This window comes from Streptomyces sp. NPDC017225, assembly GCF_044331465.1.
Lineage (GTDB): Bacteria > Actinomycetota > Actinomycetes > Streptomycetales > Streptomycetaceae > Streptomyces.
The window spans coordinates 254586-276135 of record NZ_JBIRNE010000005.1 but is presented as its reverse complement, the minus strand read 5'-3'; the positions used below and the strand labels follow the sequence as shown (position 1 = coordinate 276135).

At 69.9% G+C, this 21550-nt stretch carries 33 protein-coding genes; 11 read left to right on the top strand and 22 right to left on the bottom strand.

Going from position 1 to position 21550, the window contains the following annotated elements:
* Positions 1 to 4 precede the first annotated feature (4 nt).
* The 14 genes from rplE to rpsJ form a co-directional block, all read right to left on the bottom strand.
* A complete protein-coding gene (rplE, locus tag ACH4NX_RS14735; RefSeq protein WP_030619154.1) occupies positions 5 to 562 on the bottom strand; it encodes a 50S ribosomal protein L5 in 558 nt (185 codons plus the stop codon).
* Positions 562 to 885 carry a 50S ribosomal protein L24 gene (rplX, locus tag ACH4NX_RS14730; protein ID WP_003974256.1) on the bottom strand — a complete coding sequence of 108 codons (324 nt, stop codon included), beginning with the start codon at positions 883 to 885 and terminating at the stop codon, positions 562 to 564. The genes rplE and rplX overlap by 1 nt, the downstream gene beginning before the upstream one ends.
* Before the next feature lie 2 nt (positions 886 to 887).
* Positions 888 to 1256 carry a 50S ribosomal protein L14 gene (gene rplN / locus ACH4NX_RS14725; RefSeq protein ID WP_003974257.1) on the bottom strand — a complete coding sequence of 123 codons (369 nt, stop codon included), beginning with the start codon at positions 1254 to 1256 and terminating at the stop codon, positions 888 to 890.
* A gap of 136 nt (positions 1257 to 1392) precedes the next feature.
* Positions 1393 to 1680: a 30S ribosomal protein S17 gene (gene rpsQ, locus ACH4NX_RS14720; protein ID WP_345596384.1), complete on the bottom strand. Its 288-nt coding sequence runs from the start codon at positions 1678 to 1680 to the stop codon at positions 1393 to 1395.
* Positions 1680 to 1904 (bottom strand): 50S ribosomal protein L29, encoded by a 225-nt coding sequence (gene rpmC / locus ACH4NX_RS14715; protein WP_003998824.1) that lies wholly within the window; start codon positions 1902 to 1904, stop codon positions 1680 to 1682. The genes rpsQ and rpmC overlap by 1 nt, the downstream gene beginning before the upstream one ends.
* On the bottom strand, positions 1904 to 2323 hold the full coding sequence (gene rplP / locus ACH4NX_RS14710; protein WP_004927269.1) for a 50S ribosomal protein L16: 420 nt from the start codon (positions 2321 to 2323) through the stop codon (positions 1904 to 1906). Before rplP ends, rpmC begins: the two co-directional genes overlap by 1 nt.
* A 5-nt stretch (positions 2324 to 2328) precedes the next feature.
* Positions 2329 to 3168: a 30S ribosomal protein S3 gene (gene rpsC, locus ACH4NX_RS14705; protein WP_053135626.1), complete on the bottom strand. Its 840-nt coding sequence runs from the start codon at positions 3166 to 3168 to the stop codon at positions 2329 to 2331.
* On the bottom strand, positions 3168 to 3515 hold the full coding sequence (gene rplV / locus ACH4NX_RS14700) for a 50S ribosomal protein L22 (protein WP_030619142.1): 348 nt from the start codon (positions 3513 to 3515) through the stop codon (positions 3168 to 3170). Before rplV ends, rpsC begins: the two co-directional genes overlap by 1 nt.
* Positions 3516 to 3559: 44 nt before the next feature.
* Positions 3560 to 3841, bottom strand: a complete 282-nt coding sequence (gene rpsS / locus ACH4NX_RS14695; protein ID WP_055418366.1) for a 30S ribosomal protein S19 — start codon at positions 3839 to 3841, stop codon at positions 3560 to 3562.
* Between the two features lie 12 nt (positions 3842 to 3853).
* Positions 3854 to 4690, bottom strand: a complete 837-nt coding sequence (rplB, locus tag ACH4NX_RS14690) for a 50S ribosomal protein L2 (RefSeq protein ID WP_279560369.1) — start codon at positions 4688 to 4690, stop codon at positions 3854 to 3856.
* Between the two features lie 40 nt (positions 4691 to 4730).
* Entirely contained in the window at positions 4731 to 5150 is a 420-nt protein-coding gene (gene rplW, locus ACH4NX_RS14685; protein ID WP_210957938.1) for a 50S ribosomal protein L23, read from the bottom strand.
* Positions 5150 to 5806, bottom strand: coding sequence for a 50S ribosomal protein L4 (rplD, locus tag ACH4NX_RS14680; protein ID WP_351389523.1), 657 nt, complete (start codon positions 5804 to 5806; stop codon positions 5150 to 5152). The genes rplW and rplD overlap by 1 nt, the downstream gene beginning before the upstream one ends.
* A gap of 8 nt (positions 5807 to 5814) precedes the next feature.
* On the bottom strand, positions 5815 to 6459 hold the full coding sequence (rplC, locus tag ACH4NX_RS14675; RefSeq protein WP_351389526.1) for a 50S ribosomal protein L3: 645 nt from the start codon (positions 6457 to 6459) through the stop codon (positions 5815 to 5817).
* A 17-nt stretch (positions 6460 to 6476) separates the two neighbouring features.
* A complete protein-coding gene (rpsJ, locus tag ACH4NX_RS14670; protein WP_003948644.1) occupies positions 6477 to 6785 on the bottom strand; it encodes a 30S ribosomal protein S10 in 309 nt (102 codons plus the stop codon).
* A gap of 528 nt (positions 6786 to 7313) precedes the next feature.
* On the opposite strand from rpsJ, the gene ACH4NX_RS14665 reads away from it, so the two are divergent.
* Both ACH4NX_RS14665 and ACH4NX_RS14660 read left to right on the top strand, forming a co-directional pair.
* Entirely contained in the window at positions 7314 to 8732 is a 1419-nt protein-coding gene (locus ACH4NX_RS14665; RefSeq protein ID WP_398127089.1) for a hypothetical protein, read from the top strand.
* A 138-nt stretch (positions 8733 to 8870) separates the two neighbouring features.
* Positions 8871 to 9230, top strand: a complete 360-nt coding sequence (locus tag ACH4NX_RS14660; protein WP_351389530.1) for a hypothetical protein — start codon at positions 8871 to 8873, stop codon at positions 9228 to 9230.
* 9 nt (positions 9231 to 9239) lie between these two features.
* Here ACH4NX_RS14660 and ACH4NX_RS14655 read toward each other — a convergent pair whose 3' ends face one another.
* From ACH4NX_RS14655 to ACH4NX_RS14640, 4 genes are all read right to left on the bottom strand, one after another.
* The gene (locus ACH4NX_RS14655) at positions 9240 to 10493 is read right to left on the bottom strand and encodes an acyltransferase (RefSeq protein WP_351389532.1); all 1254 of its coding nucleotides are present in this window, start codon (positions 10491 to 10493) and stop codon (positions 9240 to 9242) included.
* A 182-nt stretch (positions 10494 to 10675) separates the two neighbouring features.
* Positions 10676 to 12034, bottom strand: coding sequence for an NADP-specific glutamate dehydrogenase (gene gdhA, locus ACH4NX_RS14650; protein ID WP_351389535.1), 1359 nt, complete (start codon positions 12032 to 12034; stop codon positions 10676 to 10678).
* Between the two features lie 299 nt (positions 12035 to 12333).
* Positions 12334 to 12543, bottom strand: coding sequence for a tautomerase family protein (locus tag ACH4NX_RS14645; protein WP_351389538.1), 210 nt, complete (start codon positions 12541 to 12543; stop codon positions 12334 to 12336).
* A gap of 1 nt (position 12544) precedes the next feature.
* Positions 12545 to 13318, bottom strand: a complete 774-nt coding sequence (locus ACH4NX_RS14640) for an SDR family oxidoreductase (protein ID WP_398127088.1) — start codon at positions 13316 to 13318, stop codon at positions 12545 to 12547.
* 77 nt (positions 13319 to 13395) lie between these two features.
* Between ACH4NX_RS14640 and ACH4NX_RS14635 the strand changes: the two genes are divergently transcribed.
* The gene (locus ACH4NX_RS14635; RefSeq protein ID WP_398127087.1) at positions 13396 to 14313 is read left to right on the top strand and encodes a helix-turn-helix transcriptional regulator; all 918 of its coding nucleotides are present in this window, start codon (positions 13396 to 13398) and stop codon (positions 14311 to 14313) included.
* Here ACH4NX_RS14635 and ACH4NX_RS14630 read toward each other — a convergent pair.
* Together ACH4NX_RS14630 and ACH4NX_RS14625 are read right to left on the bottom strand one after the other, a co-directional pair.
* Entirely contained in the window at positions 14264 to 14473 is a 210-nt protein-coding gene (locus ACH4NX_RS14630; RefSeq protein WP_351389542.1) for a DUF397 domain-containing protein, read from the bottom strand. The genes ACH4NX_RS14635 and ACH4NX_RS14630 overlap by 50 nt on opposite strands.
* Positions 14470 to 15345: a helix-turn-helix transcriptional regulator gene (locus tag ACH4NX_RS14625; RefSeq protein ID WP_351389545.1), complete on the bottom strand. Its 876-nt coding sequence runs from the start codon at positions 15343 to 15345 to the stop codon at positions 14470 to 14472. The genes ACH4NX_RS14630 and ACH4NX_RS14625 overlap by 4 nt, the downstream gene beginning before the upstream one ends.
* A gap of 158 nt (positions 15346 to 15503) precedes the next feature.
* Between ACH4NX_RS14625 and ACH4NX_RS14620 the strand changes: the two genes are divergently transcribed.
* The 4 genes from ACH4NX_RS14620 to ACH4NX_RS14605 all read left to right on the top strand — a co-directional run bounded on the left by ACH4NX_RS14620 (position 15504) and on the right by ACH4NX_RS14605 (position 18152).
* On the top strand, positions 15504 to 15935 hold the full coding sequence (locus ACH4NX_RS14620) for an ATP-binding protein (RefSeq protein ID WP_398127086.1): 432 nt from the start codon (positions 15504 to 15506) through the stop codon (positions 15933 to 15935).
* Positions 15936 to 16177: 242 nt separating this feature from the next.
* Complete coding sequence (locus ACH4NX_RS14615) at positions 16178 to 17116, top strand: helix-turn-helix domain-containing protein (protein WP_398127085.1); 939 nt, start codon at positions 16178 to 16180, stop codon at positions 17114 to 17116.
* Between the two features lie 17 nt (positions 17117 to 17133).
* Complete coding sequence (locus ACH4NX_RS14610; protein ID WP_398127084.1) at positions 17134 to 18030, top strand: hypothetical protein; 897 nt, start codon at positions 17134 to 17136, stop codon at positions 18028 to 18030.
* Positions 18027 to 18152, top strand: a complete 126-nt coding sequence (locus ACH4NX_RS14605) for a hypothetical protein (protein WP_351389553.1) — start codon at positions 18027 to 18029, stop codon at positions 18150 to 18152. The genes ACH4NX_RS14610 and ACH4NX_RS14605 overlap by 4 nt, the downstream gene beginning before the upstream one ends.
* 9 nt (positions 18153 to 18161) lie before the next feature.
* Here the strand turns inward: ACH4NX_RS14605 and ACH4NX_RS14600 are convergent, their stop codons facing one another.
* Positions 18162 to 19112: a hypothetical protein gene (locus ACH4NX_RS14600; protein WP_398127083.1), complete on the bottom strand. Its 951-nt coding sequence runs from the start codon at positions 19110 to 19112 to the stop codon at positions 18162 to 18164.
* A gap of 143 nt (positions 19113 to 19255) precedes the next feature.
* On the opposite strand from ACH4NX_RS14600, the gene ACH4NX_RS14595 reads away from it, so the two are divergent.
* Complete coding sequence (locus tag ACH4NX_RS14595) at positions 19256 to 19666, top strand: SRPBCC family protein (RefSeq protein WP_398127082.1); 411 nt, start codon at positions 19256 to 19258, stop codon at positions 19664 to 19666.
* A 32-nt stretch (positions 19667 to 19698) separates the two neighbouring features.
* On the opposite strand, the gene ACH4NX_RS14590 is transcribed toward ACH4NX_RS14595, so the two are convergent.
* Positions 19699 to 20091, bottom strand: a complete 393-nt coding sequence (locus tag ACH4NX_RS14590) for a VOC family protein (RefSeq protein WP_398127081.1) — start codon at positions 20089 to 20091, stop codon at positions 19699 to 19701.
* 126 nt (positions 20092 to 20217) lie between these two features.
* Here ACH4NX_RS14590 and ACH4NX_RS14585 point away from each other — a divergent pair, with 126 nt between their 5' ends.
* The 3 genes from ACH4NX_RS14585 to ACH4NX_RS14575 are packed head-to-tail and all read left to right on the top strand — an operon-like array spanning position 20218 to position 21501.
* Positions 20218 to 21183, top strand: coding sequence for a helix-turn-helix transcriptional regulator (locus ACH4NX_RS14585; RefSeq protein WP_398127080.1), 966 nt, complete (start codon positions 20218 to 20220; stop codon positions 21181 to 21183).
* 17 nt (positions 21184 to 21200) lie between these two features.
* Positions 21201 to 21350 carry a hypothetical protein gene (locus ACH4NX_RS14580; RefSeq protein WP_398127079.1) on the top strand — a complete coding sequence of 50 codons (150 nt, stop codon included), beginning with the start codon at positions 21201 to 21203 and terminating at the stop codon, positions 21348 to 21350.
* Between the two features lie 13 nt (positions 21351 to 21363).
* Entirely contained in the window at positions 21364 to 21501 is a 138-nt protein-coding gene (locus ACH4NX_RS14575; protein ID WP_351389556.1) for a hypothetical protein, read from the top strand.
* The last annotated feature ends 49 nt before the right edge of the window (positions 21502 to 21550 follow it).

Sequence of the window (21550 nt, the reverse complement as noted above, 5' to 3'; positions counted from 1 at the left end):
TCGCTCACGCCTCCTTGAAGGGGAAGCCGAGGTGACGAAGGAGCGCGCGGCCCTCAGCGTCGTTGGTCGCCGTGGTCACCACGGTGATGTCCATACCCCGGGTGCGGTCGATCTTGTCCTGGTCGATCTCGTGGAACATGACCTGCTCGGTGAGACCGAAGGTGTAGTTGCCACGGCCGTCGAACTGCTTGGGGGACAGACCACGGAAGTCGCGGATGCGCGGAAGCGCGAGCGACAGGGTGCGGTCCAGGAACTCCCACATGCGGTCGCCACGGAGCGTGACGTGGGCACCGATCGGCTGGCCCTCGCGCAGCTTGAACTGCGCGATGGACTTACGGGCCTTGGTGACGGCCGGCTTCTGACCGGTGATCGTGGTGAGGTCGCGAATCGCGCCGTCGATCAGCTTGGAGTCGCGGGCGGCGTCGCCCACACCCATGTTGACCACGATCTTGACGAGGCCGGGGATCTGCATGACGTTCTCGTAGGAGAACTCCTCACGCAGCTTGCCCGCGATCTCCTCGCGGTACTTCGTCTTCAGACGCGGAGTGGTGGTGGTAGCCATCAGATGTCCTCACCCGTCCGCTTGGCAACGCGAACCTTGTTGCCCTCGTCGTCGAAGCGGTAACCGACGCGCGTGACGACCTTGTTGCCGTCCTTCTCCACGACCAGCTGGACGTTGGAGACGTGGATCGGGGCCTCGGTGGTCACGATGCCGCCGGCCTGCGAACCGCGAGCGGTCGGCCCGGCCTTGGTGTGCTTCTTGACCCGGTTGACACCCTCGACCAGGACACGGTCCTCACGGGGGAAGGCCGCGATGACCTTGCCCTGCTTGCCCTTGTCCTTACCGGTGATGACCTGGACCAGGTCGCCCTTCTTGATCTTCATGCTCACAGCACCTCCGGCGCGAGGGAGATGATCTTCATGAACTTCTTCTCGCGCAGCTCACGGCCCACCGGACCGAAGATACGGGTGCCACGAGGGTCGCCGTCGTTCTTCAGAATGACGGCGGCGTTCTCGTCGAAGCGGATGTACGAGCCGTCCGGACGGCGGCGCTCCTTGACGGTGCGAACGATGACCGCCTTGACGACGTCACCCTTCTTCACGTTGCCACCGGGGATCGCGTCCTTGACGGTGGCGACGATGACGTCACCGATACCCGCGTAGCGGCGGCCCGAGCCACCGAGCACACGGATGGTGAGAATTTCCTTCGCACCCGTGTTGTCGGCGACACGCAGCCGCGACTCCTGCTGGATCACGTCTATCTCCTGATTGTCTGCCGGTTCCCCGGGGGCCGCTCACCAACTGGGCGAGCGGCTCCCGGAGCCTGGCGGAACTGCCCTGCGAGGAATGCCCCGCAGGAACGTACTTGGGGAGTTCCCTCGCGGGAACTGCCTACTTGGCCTTCTCGAGGACCTCGACGACGCGCCAGCGCTTCGTCGCGGACAGCGGCCGGGTCTCCATGAGGAGGACACGGTCGCCGACACCGGCGGTGTTCTGCTCGTCGTGGGCCTTGAGCTTCTCCGTACGGCGGATGACCTTGCCGTACAGGGCGTGGGTCACGCGGTCCTCGACGGCGACGACGACGGTCTTGTCCATCTTGTCGCTGACGACCAGACCCTGACGGGTCTTGCGGAAGCCGCGGCCGGCCTTCGTCTCTTCAGTCACGTTGCTCTCGCTCATCAGGCGCTCTCCACCGTCTCGATGCCCAGCTCGCGCTCACGCATCAGGGTGTAGATCCGCGCGATGTCCTTGCGGACGGCCTTGAGCCGACCGTGGTTCTCGAGCTGACCCGTCGCCGCCTGGAAGCGGAGGTTGAACAGCTCTTCCTTGGCTTCGCGGAGCTTCGCGAGAAGCTCCTCGTCACCCAGTTCGCGCAGCTCGGACGCCTTGGTACCGGCCGACATCACGCTTCACCTGCCTCGCGCTTGACGATCCGGCACTTCATCGGCAGCTTGTGGGCCGCACGAGTCAGCGCCTCACGGGCGATCTTCTCGTTGGGGTAGGACAGCTCGAACATGACCCGGCCCGGGTGCACGTTCGCGATCCACCACTCGGGGGAACCCTTACCGGAACCCATGCGGGTCTCGGCCGGCTTCTTCGTGAGCGGGCGGTCCGGGTAGATGTTGATCCAGACCTTGCCGCCACGCTTGATGTGGCGGGTCATCGCGATACGGGCCGCCTCGATCTGGCGGTTGGTCACGTACGCCGGCGTGAGGGCCTGGATGCCGTACTCGCCGAACGCAACCGTCGTACCGCCCTTGGCCTGACCACGGCGCTTCGGGTGGTGCTGCTTGCGGTGCTTGACCCTACGGGGGATCAGCATTTCGGTCAGGCCTCCGTTCCGGTGCTCTCAGCCGGAGCGGCAGCGGCGGCGGGAGCGTCGGCCTTGGGGGCCTCGGCAGCCGGCGCGGACTGCTGCTGCGGCTTGCGACCGCGACCGCCACGCTCGCCACCGCGGCCACCACGGGCCGGGCGGTCGTTGCCACCACGGGCCGGGCGGTTGCCGGCGCGGGCAGCGGCGTTCTCGGCGCGGACCTCGGCGATGTTCTTGACGTCGCCCTTGTAGATCCAGACCTTCACGCCGATGCGGCCGAAGGTCGTCTTGGCCTCGAAGAAGCCGTAGTCCACGTTCGCGCGGAGCGTGTGCAGGGGCACACGGCCCTCGCGGTAGAACTCCGAGCGGGACATCTCGGCGCCACCGAGGCGGCCACCGCACTGGATCTTGATGCCCTTGGCGCCGGCCTTCATCGTGCCCTGCATGCTCTTGCGCATGGCACGACGGAAGGAGACGCGGGAGGAGAGCTGCTCGGCGACGGCCTGGGCCACCAGCTGAGCGTCCGTCTCCGGGCTCTTGACCTCGAGGATGTTCAGCTGGACCTGCTTGCCGGTCAGCTTCTCCAGGTCACCGCGGATACGGTCGGCCTCGGCGCCGCGGCGGCCGATGACGATGCCGGGACGAGCGGTGTGGATGTCCACACGCACGCGGTCACGGGTGCGCTCGATCTCCACCTTCGAGATGCCGGCGCGCTCCATGCCGGACGTCATCATCCGACGGATGGCGACGTCTTCCTTGACGTAGTCCTTGTACAGCTTGTCGGCGTACCAACGCGACTTGAAGTCGGTGGTGATGCCGAGCCGGAACCCGTGCGGGTTTACCTTCTGGCCCATTACCGGGTTCCTTCCTTGCTGCTGACGACCACGGTGATGTGGCTGGTCCGCTTGCGGATCCGGTAGGCGCGGCCCTGGGCGCGCGGACGGAACCGCTTCAGGGTCGGGCCCTCGTCGACGTAGGCCTCGGAAATGACGAGGCTGTCGGCGTCGGTGTGGTCGTAGTTGTGCGCGGCGTTGGCAATGGCGCTGTCCAGCACCTTGCCGACCGGCACGCTCGCGGCCTGCGGGGCGAAACGCAGGACCGCCTGAGCCTCCGTGGCATCCATGCCACGGATGAGGTCCACCACGCGGCGGGCCTTCATGGGCGTGACGCGGATGTACCGCGCCTGGGCCCTGGCTTCCATGGTTGTCCCTTCAGTGTTTGTCATGATCTTTCACACCCCGCTGACTAGCGGCGCTTCGACTTCCGGTCGTCCTTGACGTGACCCCGGAAGGTGCGCGTCGGCGAGAACTCGCCGAGCTTGTGGCCGACCATGGACTCGGTGACAAACACCGGGATGTGGGTCTTGCCGTTGTGCACCGCGATCGTGTGGCCGAGCATCGCCGGGACGATCATCGAGCGACGGGACCAGGTCTTGATGACGTTCTTGGAACCGGCTTCGTTCTGCGTGTCCACCTTCTTGATCAGGTGGTCGTCGACGAAGGGTCCCTTCTTCAAGCTACGAGGCATCTCAACCCGTCCTTAGCGCTTCTTGTTCGTCTTGCGGCGGCGGACGATGTACTTGTTCGACGCCTTCTTGGGCGAACGAGTACGGCCTTCCTTCTTGCCCCACGGGGACACAGGGTGGCGACCACCGGAGGTCCGGCCCTCACCACCACCGTGCGGGTGGTCCACCGGGTTCATGACCACACCACGGACGGTCGGGCGAACGCCCAGCCACCGCTTGCGGCCCGCCTTGCCCCAGTTGATGTTCGACTGCTCGGCGTTGCCGACCTCGCCGACCGTGGCGCGGCAGCGCTGGTCGACCAGGCGGATCTCTCCGGACGGCATGCGCAGGTGGGCCATCGAGCCCTCCTTCGCGAGCAGCTGCACGGAGGCACCGGCGGAGCGGGCGAACTTGGCACCGCCACCGGGACGGAGCTCGATCGCGTGGATCGTGGTACCGACCGGGATGTTGCGGAGCGCCAGGTTGTTGCCCGGCTTGATGTCGGCCCCGGGACCGTTCTCGACGCGGTCACCCTGCTGCAGGTTGCGCGGGGCGAGGATGTAGCGCTTCTCGCCGTCGGCGTAGTGCAGCAGCGCGATGCGCGCGGTGCGGTTGGGGTCGTACTCGATGTGCGCGACCTTCGCCGGCACGCCGTCCTTGTCGTGCCGACGGAAGTCGATCACGCGGAAGGCGCGCTTGTGTCCGCCACCCTGGTGGCGAACGGTCACACGACCGGCGTTGTTACGGCCGCCCTTGCTGTGCAGCGGGCGGACCAGCGACTTCTCCGGCGTGGACCGCGTGACCTCGACGAAGTCGGCGACGCTGGAGCCACGACGGCCCGGCGTAGTCGGCTTGTACTTGCGGATTCCCATTTCTCAGTCCTCGTCCGATTCCGGACGATCCGGACCTCCGTCAGGAGGTCGGACCGCCGAAGATGTCGATACGGTCGCCCTCGGCAAGGGTCACGATCGCGCGCTTGCTGTCGGCACGCTTGCCGAAGCCGGTGCGGGTCCGCTTGCGCTTGCCCTGGCGGTTGATCGTGTTGACCCCGGTGACCTTGACCGAGAAGACCGCCTGGACGGCTTCCTTGATCTGGGTCTTGTTGGAACCCGGGGCGACGACGAACGTGTACTTGTTCTCGTCGAGGAGCGCGTAGCTCTTCTCGGAGACGACCGGCTTCAGCAGCACGTCACGGGGGTCCGTGAACGACTTGCTGACCGGCGTGACGACGGTGTTCTTGCCCTCGGCCTCGTGGCGACGCGCCTTGGCGACGCGCGCGGCCTTGGCGGCCTTGGCCGCCTTGGAGGCGATGCTCGGGTGACGCGTAGCCATCAGGCTTCGCTCCCTTCGGTGTCAGCAGCCTTGGGGCCGGACACGAAGGACTCGAAGGCGGCCTGGGTGAAGACCACGTCGTCCGAGACGAGAACGTCGTACGTGTTCAGCTGGCCCGGCTCCAGGATGTGGATCTGGGGCAGGTTGCGGGCGGACAGCCACGCGGCCTCGTCGGCGCGGTCGACGACCAGGAGCAGGTTCTTGCGCTCCGAGATCTTGCCGAACAGCGACCGGGCGGCCTTCGTGGACGGGTTCTCGCCCTCGATGACGCCGGTGACGACGTGGATGCGGTTGTGGCGGGCCCGGTCGGTGAGGGCGTGGCGCAGGGCCGCGGCCTTCATCTTCTTCGGGGTCCGCTGCGAGTAGTCACGCGGCTGCGGGCCGTGGACGACGCCACCGCCGGCGAACTGCGGCGCGCGGGTCGAACCCTGGCGGGCGCGGCCGGTGCCCTTCTGGCGGTACGGCTTCTTGCCGCCACCACGGACCTCGCCGCGACGCTTGGTCTTGTGCGTGCCCTGACGGGCAGCGGCGTTCTGCGCGACGACGACCTGGTGGATCAGCGGGATGCTGATCTTCTCCACGCCGAAGATCTCCGCGGGGAGCTCGACGCTTCCGGTCTTCTCGCCGGCAGGCGAAAGGATGTCAACAGTGCTCATCGGTTACCTCAGGCCCCCTTGGCCGCAGTGCGGACCAGGACGAGGCCGCCGTTCGGACCGGGAACCGCGCCCTTGATGAGCAGCAGACCCTTCTCCGCGTCAACGGCGTGGACGGTCAGGTTCTGGGTGGTGACCCGCTCGTTGCCCATGCGGCCGGCCATGCGGAGGCCCTTGAACACGCGGCCCGGGGTGGCGCAGCCACCGATGGAACCGGGCGAGCGGTGCTTGCGCTGGGTGCCGTGTCCGGCGCCGAGGCCCTTGAAGTTGTGACGCTTCATGACACCGGCGAAGCCCTTGCCCTTGCTCTTGCCGGTGACGTCGACCTTCACGCCGGACTCGAAGACCTCGGCGGTGACTTCCTGACCGAGCGTGTACTCGGCGGCGTCGGCCGTGCGGATCTCGACGAGGTGGCGGCGGGGGGTGACGTCGGCCTTGGAGAAGTGGCCCTTGAGGGGCTTGTTCACCTTGCGCGGGTCGATCTCGCCGAACGCGATCTGGACGGACTCGTAGCCGTCGACGTCGTTCGTACGGACCTGGGTGACGACGTTGGGGCCGGCCTTGACGACGGTGACCGGAACAACGCGGTTGTTCTCGTCCCACACCTGCGTCATGCCGAGCTTCTCGCCCAGGATGCCCTTGATCTGCTTGTTCATCTTCAGATCACCGGCCCTCAGAGCTTGATCTCGATGTCGACACCGGCCGGGAGGTCGAGTCGCATCAGAGAGTCAACGGTCTTGGGAGTCGGGTCGAGGATGTCGATCAGGCGCTTGTGCGTGCGCATCTCGAAGTGCTCGCGCGAGTCCTTGTACTTGTGCGGCGACTTGATGACGCAGTACACGTTCTTCTCAGTGGGCAGCGGCACCGGGCCCGCGACCGACGCACCAGTGCGAGTCACCGTCTCGACGATCTTCTTCGCCGAAGAGTCGATGACCTCGTGGTCGTAGGCCTTGAGCCGGATGCGGATCTTCTGTCCCGCCATGGCTACTTCGTAGTCCTGTCTCTCGTAACGCTCTGGACCCGGTGGTCCCTTTTCTGTCCGCTCCCCCTCCGACCCACGCGGTCGGGCGTGTCGCGCTCTCGCTGAAACGAATGTCCCTTTCGGGACTTCCCTGCAGTGGGAGTGCGGGCCCTTCCGGAACCGCGAGGCGGGGGCGAGAGGCCCACCGGGCGCCTGGCCTGCACCCCGCTGACGCTTCCCGGAAGATTCCCGTACTTCCGCCCCTACATCTCTCGATGTAATGCATGAGGCGACGAGTACTGTGGGACTCGCTTCCGGTCCCCCCGGCGGGAGGCGCGCAGCATCGGCACTCGACCGAGCAACTCCGCTAGTCTGCCATACGCGGCGGGGGCCTGGCCAATCGGGCCGGAGAGAATACCCCGAAGGTGACGGAGATCAAACAAGGGCTCGCACGGAGACGTTCCGCCGGGGTCTGAGCCGAGGCAGCGGGTCTCCGGGTCGTGGTCGCGGGGCTACCCGAGACGACGGGCCGGACGGTTGTATGCGTCCATGCGAAGATCCACGGTCTGGACCAGGCGCTGGGGTAGTGCGGCGCTGATATGCGCGGCGGTGGCGGCGCCGCTGCCGCTGTTGCGGTACGGGGCGCCCGTACCGCGCTGGGACCTGCTGTTCCTCCTGGGCGCGTCGCTGCTGTGCGGCCTCGCCTGGGTGGCGGCGAGCTGGCGGGCACCCCGCTTCACCGCCCCACCCGACGACGCCCCCGTCGCCCCCGTCGCCCCCGTCATCACCGGTCCCTTGCCCGCGGTGATCCCCCGTTCCACGCTCGCCTCGCTGGGCCGCCTGCCCGCCGTCGCGCTCGCCGGGTGCGCGCTGGTCCCGGCGCTCCTCCTCGGTTCGCAGCCCGACGGCCACCAGGGCCGTGTGCTGGCCGGCATCCAGGACGCGGGCGCCGTCGTCTCGACAGGGACGATCACCGGCGTCAGCTCCGAGGAGAAGTCGAGCGTGGGCGTCTCCGGGCGCAAGTTCGGCAGCTACTGGTACGCCGACCTCGCCGTCGAGCTGTCCGACGGCACCCGGCTGACCGTGGACCGGGGCATCGTGGCCGGCCTCCCTCACCAGGGGGACGAGGTCGAGGTCCTCCACTCCCCCGGCCGCCCCGAGCTGGGCGGCCGGGTGGACGGCAGCACGGACCTCGGCGCGTACGTCCAGACCTGGCGCCCCCCGCTCGCCGGCGGCCCGTGGCTCGCGACCTTCCTGGCGGTGATCGTGGTGCTCGCCGCCGTCGGCCACCGCCACGGTGCGTCCGGGCCGCGTCGCGTGCTGGCGCAGGACGCGGCGGCAGGCCGGGTGAAGGCGCTTCGGGTGTCCGCGTTGACGGCGGTCCGGGACGAGCACACGACGGTCGGCGCCCGAGCCGGTACGACGCGGGTGGACGTCCGCCGTACCCTCTACGCCGTCCACGACGGCGGCAGGCTGCGGCTGCTCGTGCCGGACATCGCGATACCCGCGCTGGCGGCGGAGTTCGGCCCGGCGGGCGGCCGGCTGATGTGGGCGACGCGCTGGCGCCTGGTGCGCGAGAGCAGGGCCGTCGACTGCGTCTTCGTCGCCGCGGACGGCCGGATCTTCCCCTGCGCGGCCTTCCCCTCGGACCTGCGTCGTCTGCGGGAGCGCGAAGTGGCCTCGGAGCAGCCCACGGACCCGTCCTTCCGCGTGCGTGACTGGCCGGGCCTGTGCGGCACGTCCCCGGGGGTGCGCCTGGGGCTGGTCGCGCTGTACGCGGCGGTGGGGGCGTGCGCGGTGCCCGTGCTGACCGGCACGGCGTCCTACCTCACGGGCTATCTGCCGCTCGTGGGGGTGGCGGTCGCCGGGGTCGCGGCGGCGGTACTGGCGACGCGCTCGGCCCCCATGGACGACCTGCCGGTGTGGGAGCGGCGGCGGAGCCGGGACCGGCGGCTACGGGCGGGGTGAGTCCGGCCGGCCCGCCGGGCCGCCGAACCGGGCTTCGCCCCCCTCCGTCCCGTCGGTCGCGGACCGCGTCGTCGGACGCTTGCCGATCACCACGTTAGGGTCATCGACGGTATTCGGACGGACACTCGGGGGGATCGCATGACGGCCAGGGAGGCTGCCGGAAGTGAGGCGTCGGGGGTGCTCCGGGACGCCGGCCGCGTGGACAAGTGGTCGGTCGTGTGGATCCTGCTGGCGCTCGCGCTGTGGATGTACTTCGCGTTCCTGATGCTCTCCTCGTACGGCCCCGAGTCCTACGACGGTGTCCCGCGCTGCGAGGGCCCGCTGATCGACCCGGCCCGGCGGGACGGCTCCCTCTGCGACAGCGAACTGCGCCAGTGGCCGGCGCTGCTCGGGATCCTCGCCCTGTCGACCATCGCGACCGTGGTCGCGGCGGCGACGACGGTCCACGCCAGGCTGCTGGGCCGCCTGGCGAAGCTGTCCGGCCCACCCGCTCCCTGACTCGGGGATTCAGGACCGTTCGTCGCCCGCGTCGCGCATCCGGGCGAACGACGTGTCCAGCCCCTTCTTCAGCAGCCGTGACACCGGCCGTTCCACGAAGCGGTGAATGAGCCAGCTCAGGAGCAGGAAGCCCGTGGTGAGCAGGGCGAGGAGCAGTCGGGGGTCCATCGTGTCGTGGAGGCGGGCGATGAGGCTCGTGCCGGCCGCGTAGTGGACCAGGTAGAGCGGGTATGTCAGGGCACCGGCCGTGACCAGCCACTTCCAGCGGATCCGGTCCGTGTGGCCGAGGGCCACGGCGACCATGAAAAGCAGGAAGACGGTGAAGATCGCCACGCTGCCGCGCCAGCCCGAGACGCGTTCGACCTCGTCGATCCGGTTGCCCAGTTCGAGCTGGCCCATCAGCCACGCCATGGCGAGGATGCCCCACAGGAGCAGGTCCTGGCCGAAGCGGTGCATGAGGTAGAGGGCGAGGCCGGCGATGAAGTACCAGGCGCCGTCCGGGTTGGCGACCAGCTCCACCAGGTGGAGGTCGGCGACCGGGGCGAGCATCGCGACCGCGCCCCACACGCAGCAGAAGAGCACGACCCTGCGGTACGTGAGGCCCATGGCGACGACGACCAGGAAGAGCAGGTAGAAGCGCAGCTCGGACCAGAGGGTCCAGTAGACGCCGTCGACGTTCGGTACGCCGGAGCCGGACTGGAGCATGGTCAGGTTGAGGAGGACCTCGCGCAGCCGGAGGCGTTCCCACACACCGGGTACGGCGACCAGCACGGCCGTGGTGAACACGACCGCGAACCAGTACGCCGGGTAGAGCCGGATCACCCGGGAGACGAAGAACTGGCGCGGTGTGCGGCCCCAGCACGACATGCAGATCACGAAGCCGCTGATCACGAAGAAGATCTCGACGCCGATCCAGCCGTAGGAGGCGACGCGGAACACCGTGGGCATGATCTCGGACACCGGGCGGTCCCAGATCAGGTTGCCCGGGCGGTCGGCGCGCCAGGTGCCGGCGTAGTGGTGTGCGACCACCATCAGCGCGGCGAGCAGGCGGATGCCGTCGATGACGTACAGGCGGCCGCCCGCGCGCTTCCCGCCCGGCGCGGCCGGCCCGCGGGGGCGGGTACGACGGCGGGGGCGGGCGCGGGGTCCGGCGGGTGACGGCCGGCCGGTCGGTACCGCTATGGCGAGCGGCGGAAGCGGCTGCTTCGACCGTTCCTCCGCCCGCTCGGGCACCGATGTCTCACTGTCCGCTGCGCGCACCATTCGAACAGACAAGAACAGTGTTCACACGAGCGGTAGGGGTTTGAGCAAGCCGCCGCCCGCGCTCCGTGCCGTGTTCGCGGGGAGTTCTCCAGCGGTTCAGCCGGCGCCCCGGTCGTGCGCTTGGCCGCGAGCGAGGTACCGGTGGGCAGGCCCCGGCAGGGCCCTCCCACCGGGTCAGTCCGTCAGATGACGCCCTGGGCCAGCATCGCGTCGGCGACGCGCTCGAAGCCCGCGATGTTGGCGCCGGTCACGTAGTCGCCGGGGGCGTCGTAGCGCTCGGCGGTCTCGTGGCAGGTGGTGTGGATGTCGTTCATGATGTGCGTCAGCTCCTCCTCGACCCGCGCCGCCGTCCACGACGTACGGGCGTGGTTCTGCGCCATCTCCAGCGCGCTGACCGCGACACCGCCCGCGTTGGCCGCCTTGCCGGGGCCGAAGGCGACGCCGGAGCGCTGGAGGAGGTGGACGGCCTCGGGCGTCGTCGGCATGTTCGCGCCCTCCGACACGGCCTTCACGCCGTTGCGGATGAGGGTGGCGGCGGCGTTCTCGTCCAGCTCGTTCTGCGTGGCGGACGGGAGCGCGAGGTCGGCCGGGACGTCCCAGACGCTGCCGCCGGGCACGAAGCGGGCGGAGGCGCCGCGGCGCTCGGCGTACGTGTCGACCCGGCCGCGCTCGACCTCCTTGATCTGCTTCAGCAGGTCGAGGTCGATGCCCTTCTCGTCGACGACGTAGCCGGAGGAGTCCGAGCAGGTCACGGCGTTCGCGCCGAGGGCGGCGAGCTTCTCGATGGTGTAGATGGCGACGTTCCCGGAGCCGGACACGACCGCCGTCTGGCCCTCCAGGTCCTCACCGCGCTCGCGCATCATGGCCGCCGCGAAGAGCACGTTGCCGTATCCGGTGGCCTCCGGACGGATCAGCGAGCCGCCCCAGCCCGCGCCCTTGCCGGTGAGGACACCGGCCTCCCAGCGGTTGGTGATCCGGCGGTACTGGCCGAACAGGTAGCCGATCTCCCGGCCGCCGACGCCGATGTCACCCGCGGGGACGTCGGTGTGCTCGCCGATGTGCCGGTACAGCTCCGTCATGAACGACTGGCAGAACCGCATGACCTCCGCGTCGCTCCGCCCGTGCGGGTCGAAGTCGCTGCCGCCCTTGCCGCCGCCGATGCCGAGGCCGGTCAGCGCGTTCTTGAAGATCTGCTCGAAGCCCAGGAACTTGATGACGCCCAGGTTGACGGAGGAGTGGAAGCGCAGGCCGCCCTTGTAGGGGCCCAGCGCGCTGTTGAACTCGACGCGGAAGCCGCGGTTGACGTGGACCCGGCCCTGGTCGTCCTGCCACGGCACCCGGAAGATGACCTGCCGCTCGGGCTCGACCAGCCGCTCGACGAGGCCCGGCTCGGCGTACTCGGGGCGGGCCGCGAGCACCGGCGCGAGCGTCTCCAGGACCTCGTGGGCGGCCTGGTGGAACTCGGGCTGGGCCGGGTTGCGGTGTTCGATCTCGGTGAGCAGGTGGTCGAGCGCGGTCCTGGTCTCGCTTCGCGTCGTCACAGGGGGCCTTTCTGGCACGGCGGGGCACCGGAGACCGGGGCGGAGGGACGGGGGTACGGGGGGTGTGGGGGGCGTACGCAGATGTACGGGGCCCTGGCCGTACAGGCCGTCGTCCGGGTCGGTCCGGTGATGGGCGCTCGGCGCCGTTGCCGTGCGCGGGACACCTAAGTGTTACGCGCATGTAAACATCCTGGCCAGTACCCCGCGCAGGGCGTGACCACTATGTGAGACCGATCTTTCGCATACCGGCCTTTAACGGATGTCCGGGACGAAGGTTACCCGAGCGTCCCGGACACCGGTCAAGCGTCGCCGTTGAGCATGGCGGCGGTCAGGACGCCGCCGCCGACGCCCCAGCCACCGTCGAGGACCTCGTCGACGAGGACGACGGTGGTCGGGCGGGCCCGCTCGCCGTAGATCTCCGCGTACAGGTCGGTGGTGCGCTCGACGATCTTCCTCTTGTCCTCGGCGGTGAGAGTGCCCGCGGGGACCTTGAAGTGGGCGAAAGGCATGTCAGATCATTCCTCCATTGGCGCGCAGGATCTGTCCGTTCACCCAGTGCCCCGCGGGGCTGCCGAGGAAGGCGACCACGGCCGCGATGTCGTCGGGGGTGCCCAGCCGTTCCAGGGGCGGGGTCTTGGCGAGCTGGTCGATCTGCTCGGGAGTCTTGCCGTCGAGGAACAGGTCCGTGGCCGTCGGCCCGGGTGCGACGGTGTTCACGGTGATGTCCCGCCCGCGCAGCTCACGCGCCAGGATCAGGGTCATCGCCTCCACCGCGCCCTTGCTGGCCGCGTAGGCGCCGTACGTGGGGAACTGCGTGCCGACGACGGACGTCGAGAACCCGACGAACGAGCCCCCTGCCCGCAGTCGCCGCGCCGCCTGCTGCGCGACGACGAAGGTGCCGCGGATGTTGGTGCGGTGCATGGCGTCGAGCGCCGCCAGGTCGAGGTCGGCGATCGGCGACAGAGCCATCCGCCCGGCCGAGTTGACGACCACGTCGACGCCGCCGAACTCCTCCTCCGCCCGGTCGAACAGCGCGGCGACCTCTTTCTCCTCCGCCACGTCCGCCTGTACGGCGACCGCCCGTCCGCCGGCCCCGGTGATCGCCGCCACCGTCTCGTCGGCGGCCGAGGTGTCGCGGGCGTAGTTGACGACGACGGCCAGGCCGTCCTCGGCCAGCCTCCGCGAGACCGCCCGGCCGATGCCGCGCGATCCTCCCGTGACGACAGCGACCCTCCGGGTGGCGGCCTCCGGTACTGGCGTCTGTTGATGTGTGTGCGTGCTCATGACTCCACGATGCGCGCGGCCGGCCCGCGCAACCAGGGGATGTCATCCCCTGGGTCGCCGCCCCGGCCGGACGCAGAATGGACGGCATGAGCCCTGTGAAGTACGCCGAGCTGGGAGCCTTCCTGCGTTCGCGGCGCGAGCGCATCCGCCCCGCCGACGTCGGCCTCCCGGCCGGCCCGCGCCGCAGGGTGCCCGGGCTGCGCCGCGAGGAGGTCGCCCTGCTCGCCGGGGCGTCCGTGGACTACTACAACGAGCTTGAGCGTGGCGCCGGATCCCAGCCGTCCGAGCAGATGATCGCCGCACTGGCGAGGGCGCTGCGGCTGACCGCAGACGAGCGGGACTACCTCTACCGGCTCGCCGACCGCCCGGTGCCCGTACAGGGCGGGGCCGCCTCGCACGTCCACCCCGGCATGCTCGACCTGCTCGGCCGGATGACCTCGACCCCGGCCCAGGTGATCACGGACCTGCACGTCACCCTCGTACAGAATCCGCTGGCAGTGGCGCTGCTGGGCGACCAGTCCGGCCTCCGCGGGCCACGGGCCAGCTTCGTCCACCGCTGGTTCACCGAACCGGACGCCCGGCGCCTGTATCCGGAGGCCGACCACGAGGGCCAGTCCCGCTCCTTCGTCGCCGACCTGCGGGCCGCCGCCGCGAGGAGGGCCGCGAAGGACCCGGAGACCGGCACGATGATCCGTACGCTGCTCGGCGTCTCCCCCGAGTTCGCCGCGCTGTGGGCCGAGCACGACGTGGCGTTCCGGCGGAGCGACCGGAAACGGCTCCTCCACCCCACGCTGGGCCTCGTCGAGGTCAACTGCCTCAACCTGTTCAGCGAGGACGGACGGCAACGGCTGCTCTGGTTCACACCGGCCGTGGGGACGGACAGCGCGGGGCTGCTGGAGCTGCTCGCGGTGGTGGGGACGCAGGAGGTCGTCGTCGAGTCGGCGGTCAGTTCTCCGACGCGTACGGCAGGAAGTCCGCCCAGGCGGCGGGGGTGAGGGTCAGGCGGGGGCCTTCGGTGGTCTTGGAGTCGCGGATGTGGATGGTGCCGGGGGTGGCGGCGACCTCGACGCAGGACTCGCCGTTGTTGCCGCTGCTATAGCTGCTCTTGAACCACGCCAGCTCGGAGGCGTCCCCGGCAGTGGTCTTGCGGATCATGTTTCTCCCAGCAGTTGCTCGATGCAGGCCAGCGACTCCCGAGGCGAGAGCGCTTGAGCTCGGATCGTTCCATACCGCAGCTCAAGAATGCGCAGGTGTTTGGGGTCAGTGGTCGGCCGACCACTGAACGCGCCGTCGGACCGTCCGACCGCTGACCCGTCCTCGAACTTCAGCAACTCGATCGTGCCGTCCGTTCCGGAGTGGGTCTCGCAGTCCATCGGCATCACCTGTAGCACGACGTTGTGCAACCGTCCCACCTCCAGCAAGCGTTCGAGCTGCTGACTCCAGGCCATTGTGCCCCCGATGGGACGGCGCAAGACCCCCTCTTCCAGGACGAAGCTGAGCGCCGGAGCGGGTGAGCGTTCGAAGACCGTCTGCCGCGCGATCCGCGCAGCCACCATGCGCTCCACATCGTCCGGAGAGTATGGCGGCTGCGCCGCCCCGATCACGGCTCGCGCGTGATCCGGCGTCTGCAACAATCCGTTGACGCTGTTGCACTGATACACGGCGATCTCAACTGCCTGCGACTCCAACTTCCCCAGCTCCCGCACCTTCTTCGGGTACCGGACCTTCTTCACGTCCTCCCAAGCCGCCGAGATGAGCCCGCCCGCGTCCAGCACCTCGTCGGCCCTGTCCAGGTACTCCTGCCGTGGGATCCGCTTGCCACCCTCGACCTTGTAGACGAGGTCCTCCCCGTACCCCACCGCCGCCCCGAACTCGCCGGCGCGCATGCCCACGGCCTCGCGTCGCAGCTTCAACTGCCGTCCCACCGTGGTGATGACCGCGACGCCCCACTCGTCGTCCGGGTCCACCTCCCACCCCGGCTCGTCCGCCTCGCCCTTGAGTCGGCCCGCCTCCGCCTCGACCGTCATCCCGCGCCCCTTCGTCGTACTCGCCGTATTGCTCCCAGCGCCCTACCCGCACACGCCACCCCGACAGCACCGACACCACCGGACAACCACCGGACAGTGACCGCGTGTACTCAGTGAGTCACTTCTCACGGTACGCACACGACGCCACGCTGAGTGACGTGAACCAGACATCCGCCGAACTCACGACTCCCGTCCGCAACTTCAGCGTGCAGCTCTCCCCCACGCCACGCGGCGCCCGTCTCGCCCGACTGCTCGCGACGGAGCAGCTCCGTTCCTGGGAACTGCCCCTGGACCCGGCACGCCTTCTCGTCGCCGAACTGGCCAACAACGCGGCGGACCACGGACGCGTCCCCGGCCGCGATTTCCGGCTCACGCTCTACGTCGTCGGCGAGACCCTCCGTATCGAGGTCACCGACACCCGAGGCCAGGAACTCCCCCGCCCCCAAGCACCCGCTCCCGACGCCGAATCCGGCCGTGGCCTGCTGCTCGTGGAAACGCTCGCGGACCGCTGGGGAGTAACCGAGGGCCGCTTCCCGCGCAAGACCGTCTGGGCGGAACTGAGCTTTACGGCACCGCGACCCACGTTTTGAGGTTGCGGTGCCATCGGCGCCTTACCAATGAAAAGAACTCGGGGAAAAGAACCCCACCAAGCCCCACCCCTCCCGCCCGAGGCACGTCGTCACTCGGGCGGGTGAACATCACCGGCTCGGCTGGCTTTTCGGGTCCCCAACTCCCCTACTCTCAGCGCAAACGACCGAGAAATACTTCGGCCCCCGCCGGGACTGGCATCCCACTGCGAGGGCCTAACCACCTAGGAAGAAGACGCTTCCCGATGGGTATCCAAAACCCTAGCGCGCCCTCGCGCGCCCAGTCAGCCCCTGCCGCCGATCCGACCCGTTCGCGTCGCCACGGCGGTGGCATCATCCACGAGAACACCCGGCACACCACTCGCTTCGTGGTGATCGGCAACCACCTGGCCCAGCACCCGGAGCTGTCACTGCTGGCGATCGGCCTCAGCTGCCACATCCAGTCGCTGCCCACCGGCGCGGGCGCCGACATCAAGACGCTCACCGCCCGTTTCAAAGAGGGCCCGACTCGCATCGCGGCCGCCCTGCGCGAGCTGGAGGCCCACGGCTACCTGCGCCGCGAGCGCGTACGCACGTCCACCGGCCGCATCGTCACCCGCACGGTCTCCTGCAACCAGCCGAAGACGCCCCGCCGCGAGCCGGCCGACACCGGCTGCCCGTCCCGCCCGACGCCCCGGCCCACCCGCCCGGCGGGACGGCCCCCGAAGCAACCGGAGCACGCAGCCCCTCCCCACCCGCGCCACACCGGCAACGAAACGCGCCCCCGCAAGGCCCTCCCCGCCGTACCGCAGCCCGGCTGCACCGCCCCCGCCCTCCTCCAGAAGGCCACCGACCTCCTCACCACCCTGCGCCGACACGACCCCCGCCTCCTCCTCTCCGCGACGGACACGGCCCATCTGGCCCCCGGAGTCGCCGCCTGGCTGGAACGGGACGTCGCCCCCACTGCCGTACGCCACGCCCTGACCACCGACCTGCCGGACGCCCCCCTGCGCCGCCCGGCCGCCCTGCTCGCCCACCGCCTCACCGCCCAGCTGCCGCCCCCGCCGCCGTACAGGCCCTCCGCCGGTCCGCCACCGCCCCGCTACGAGGTACGCAACTGCGACGGCTGCGACCGCGGCTTCCGCGCCCCCGAGACCGAAGACCGCTGCGGGGAATGCCGGGCGTCAAGCACCATCCACCACTGACCCACGAAAGAAGCCACATGGTCAGCTCGTCCCACGAGGCGATGCACCTCATCTTCCAGGACTACCCGGGGCTGTTCTCCCGCGTCTCCGAAGCACTCAGCATCCCTTTTCCCCAGGCCACCGCAGTCAGAGTGCTGCCCAACGACGTCACCGAGACAAAGCCTGTCGACCGTCGGATCGACACCCTGCTGCAGATCGACACAGAGGAACACGGGCCCTTCCTCCTCGCGGTCGAGGCGCAGAAGAAGAAGGACCCGGAGAAACCGGCCAGCTGGAGTTACTACCTCGCGTACCTGCGCAGCAAGTACCGACTGCCACCGCTGCTGCTCGTGGTCTGCCAGGACCGCGCCACGGCCGAATGGGCGACCCGGCCGGAACCCATCGGATTCTGCTCGTGGCCCTCTCTGACCGTACGGCCGATCGTCGCCGGGCCCCACAACATGCCGGTGATCACCGACCCCGACGAGGCGCGTACCGACCTGGCACTGACCGCCTTGGCGGCTATCACGCACGCGGCGAACCCGGACATCGGTGCCATACTGAAAGCCCTGTCCACCGCGCTGCGGGACGTTCCCGAAGACGTAGCAGACCCACTGATCGAATTCACCGCTCAAGGCCTGGGGAACCGCCCGGCCCAATATCTCTGGAGGAACCTGGTGGCCGTGGACCTCTCCTTCTACAAGTCCTACATCTCCGAAGAGATCCGTGACGAGGGCCGCGAGCAAGGGCGTGCCCAGGGCCGGGCCGAGGGGCGGGCCGAGGATGTCCTGCTCGTCCTGGAGCAGCGTGGACTCGACGTATCCGATGACGTTCGCGAGCGCGTCACGGGCTGCGACGATCCCGAGGTCCTGCGCCGCTGGCTCGCCCGCGCCGTCACCGTGCCGAAGGCTGAGGAGATCTTCGAAGAGGAGTGAGCCCACGCGGCGGTCCCGAGCAGTCCCCGGACGCCCTGCGAACCGCGCTCCGCGTCGTCGCCCCGGGGCGCCTGACGGAGATACAGCCGGCCAAGGACGAGGTGTCCGCCCGCGTCGGGTAGCCGGATGGCTCAGGACCGCCGCCGCTCGTCGGCCAGCCGTACGGCATCGGCACGGCACACCCCCACGCGCCGCGAGGTGCCTCCACGCGGGCTCCATTCGACGCTGACCACGGCCGGGCCGTGGCGGTGGTCGAAGAAGCAGCCGGATCCCGAGTGGACCGTGTCCAGCCCCATCCGGGCGTCGAGCCGGGCCAACGCCGCCCTTCCCTCGGCGAGGATGCCGCGCACCTCACCCGCGGCGGCATCCTTGGCACGGTCGTAGGCGTCCAGCGCGAGCGAGTGGTCCGCCACCTCCGGGTACGCCACCCCCGGCAGGCTCGCGTCGAAGGGGTGGGCACTGAGCAGCGCGCCGAACTCGGTGATCGCCTGTTCCTCCCGCGCCGACCGGGGCGCGGACGAAACCGGAACGGCGGGGGCCGTACGCGGCGGCGGGGCGTGCCGGTTGGGCCGGCCGGCAGCACGTGCGGGCGGTTCCGTGCTGACATGGGCGGCCCAGAAGGCGCAGTAGCTGCCGTTGAGCAGCCACATGACGAAAGGTGGCCAGAACGGCGAGCCGGACTGTACGACGAAAGAGATGACGACGCTGAACGGTGCGGCCCACACCACTTGCCACAGCACTGATATCAGGCCCTGCCCGATGGCCCGTGCCGGGCGGCGTCTGTCCACCGGTCTGCTGAAGAACAGCGTGGCCAGGGCGGGCCCCGACGCGAGGAGCAGGACCCAGGTCAGGACCAGACCCCAGGAGAAGCCGTCGAAGAACAGCAGCGAGAACGTCGCACCGAACGCCGTGACCAGGCCCGCCAACGCGCCGTATCCGATCGCCACCCGGTGCGAGACCTCACCCGGCCATCCCCTCACCTCACCGCGCGTGATCTCCCACCGCTCTCGTCCGGCATCCCCGTTCACGAACGCCACCCCCTCCTGATCCGGCTGGCCCCCCAGCGGTTCGGACAGCAGCATCCCCCATATCGCGCCGCCCGGACACCCTGGGCCCGCTCGGGCGGCGAGGACAGGTCGACGACAGGTGCCGGGAACGATCGACGGAACAGGCGCGTCCGATTCGTTCAAGAGACCGGTGCCGACGGCCCACTACCGTCACTGCCATGAACAGCATCGGCAAGGAGTCACGCCACCTCGGCATCCACATCGACCGCACGGCCACCGACGTCTACGCGTACGCCTCGGACCCGGCCAACCTGCCCGCGTGGGCCCACGGCCTCGGCGGTTCCATCGAGAAGACCGCCGACGAGTGGATCGCGGACTCCTCCTCCCTGGGCCGGGTCAGGGTCGCCTTCGCCCCGCGCAACAACCTGGGCGTACTCGACCACTACGTCACGCTCCCCTCCGGGGAGACCGTCTACAACCCGGTCCGCGTCATCGCCGACGGCACCGCGAGCGAGGTGGTGTTCACCCTCCGCCGACAGCCGGAGACGACCGACGCCGACTTCGAGCGCGACGCCGGCACGGTCGCCGCCGACCTGGCCCGGCTCAAGGAACTGATGGAGTCCGGCTGACAGGAGGGCGCACCACCCGGTGCCGATCGGTCTCACGCCACCGTGGACACGCAGAACGGATGCCCCGCAGGATCCAGCAGCACCCGCCAGCGGTCCGGGGCGGGCTGGAAGTCGGGCTTGGTGGCGCCCAGGGCGACGAGGCGGGCCTCCGCCGCGTCCAGGTCGTCGGCGCCGAGATCGATGTGGGCCTGCTTCTCCTGGGCCGGGTCCGGCCAGGTGGGGCGGCGGTAGTCGGCGAGGCGGTTGAAGCCCAGGCCTGCCGCGCCGTCCTGACCGCCGAGCAGGACGAAGTCGTCGGTGGAGAAGGCGACGGGCAGACCGAGGGCCTCGCCGTAGAAGCGGGCCAGCTCGGCGGGGTCGGGGCAGTCGAAGGTGACGGCCGAGTAGCGGAACGTGGGTGCCGGGCTGTGTGCCGTGGTGGTCATGGAAAGCACGCTAGGACGTGACCAGGACAGTTCCGGTCCTGGTCACGTTCCCGGTCGTTCCCGGTCGTTCCCCGTCATGTCTGGTCGTACCTGGCCGTGCGGACCCGTGTGGAAGACTCCGAGAACATGCTCAGTACCTCCGCCCGGCTGCTGCGGCTCGTCTCCCTGCTCGCCGTCCGGCCCGCCTGGACCTGCGGTGAGCTGGCCGAGCGGATGGAGGTCACCGAGCGCACGGTGCGCCGGGACGTCGCCCGGCTGCGGGAGATCGGATACGCCGTCGAGTCCGACCCCGGCCCGTGGGGCGGCTACCGACTGCGCCCCGGCACGCGGACGCCGCCACTGGTCCTCGACGACGAGGAGGCCCTCGCCGTGGCCGTCGGGCTGCGGGAGGCCGCGCTGAGCGGGGCACTCGGCGGGGACCAGGCCGCCCTGTCGGCGCTGCTGAAACTGCGGCAGGTGCTGCCCCGGCGGGTCGCGGACCGGCTGGGTGACATGGACGCCGCCTTCGTGCAGACGCCGAGGGCCGACGAGTCGCAGATCGGGCCCGGCATGCTGCTGGAGCTGGCCGCCGCCTGCCGGAAGGCCGAACGCGCCAGGATGGCGTACCGCGACTGGGAGGGGCGGGCCAGCGTCCGGGACGTCGACCCGTACCGCCTCGTACACACCGGGCGGCGCTGGTACTTCGTCGCACGCGACGTCGAGCGTGGCGCGTGGCGGACCTTCCGGGCCGACCGGGTGGAGCGACTCCGGCCCACGGGTCGGCCGGCGGTCCTCACCGACCCGCCGCCCGACCCCGCGCTCCTCGTCTCCCGCGCCACCGCCACCGGGCCGTACGCGCTGTGTGCGACGGTCCGCCTTCCGATGCCCATGGACCAGGCGCTGCGGCTGATCCCGCCGTCCGTGGGCGTCCACCGTCCCGACGGCCCGAGGGCCACGATCGTCGACGTCGGCGGCCCGGACGCCGAGGGGCTCGCCACATATCTCCTCGGCCTGGACGCGCCCCTGCGCGTGCTCTCCCCGGACGACGTACGCGAGGCCCTGCTGCGCCGTGCGCGGGCGGTGATCGAGAGCAACGAGGGCCAGGAGTTCTGACGTACAGCCAGGAGGACGTGCTTCGACGGGAGTACCCGGCGTCGCGGTCGTGTGAGCCGACGCTCGCCGAACTCGGGCCCGTGCTGTCGGTGACCGAGCACCAGGACTGGGAGGCGGCGCTTGCCGCCGTCGACGCCCTGCCCGTCGCGGCGCGCGCGTTGGTCTGAGTCCGCCGCACGGATGGCAGAGGCCGTCGGCCGGCTGGTGAGCGCGCTCCGCCTGGAGAAGGGCGTCATGGTCGTCGTCGGTTCATCGACCGAGCCCGTCTCCTTCGATCCGACCGGAGTCCACCGGCTTCACGTGATCCGTTACCGCTGACGGCGGCGGGCGGCGAGGCGAGGGCGAGGAGCGGCGGAGCCACCGAGTG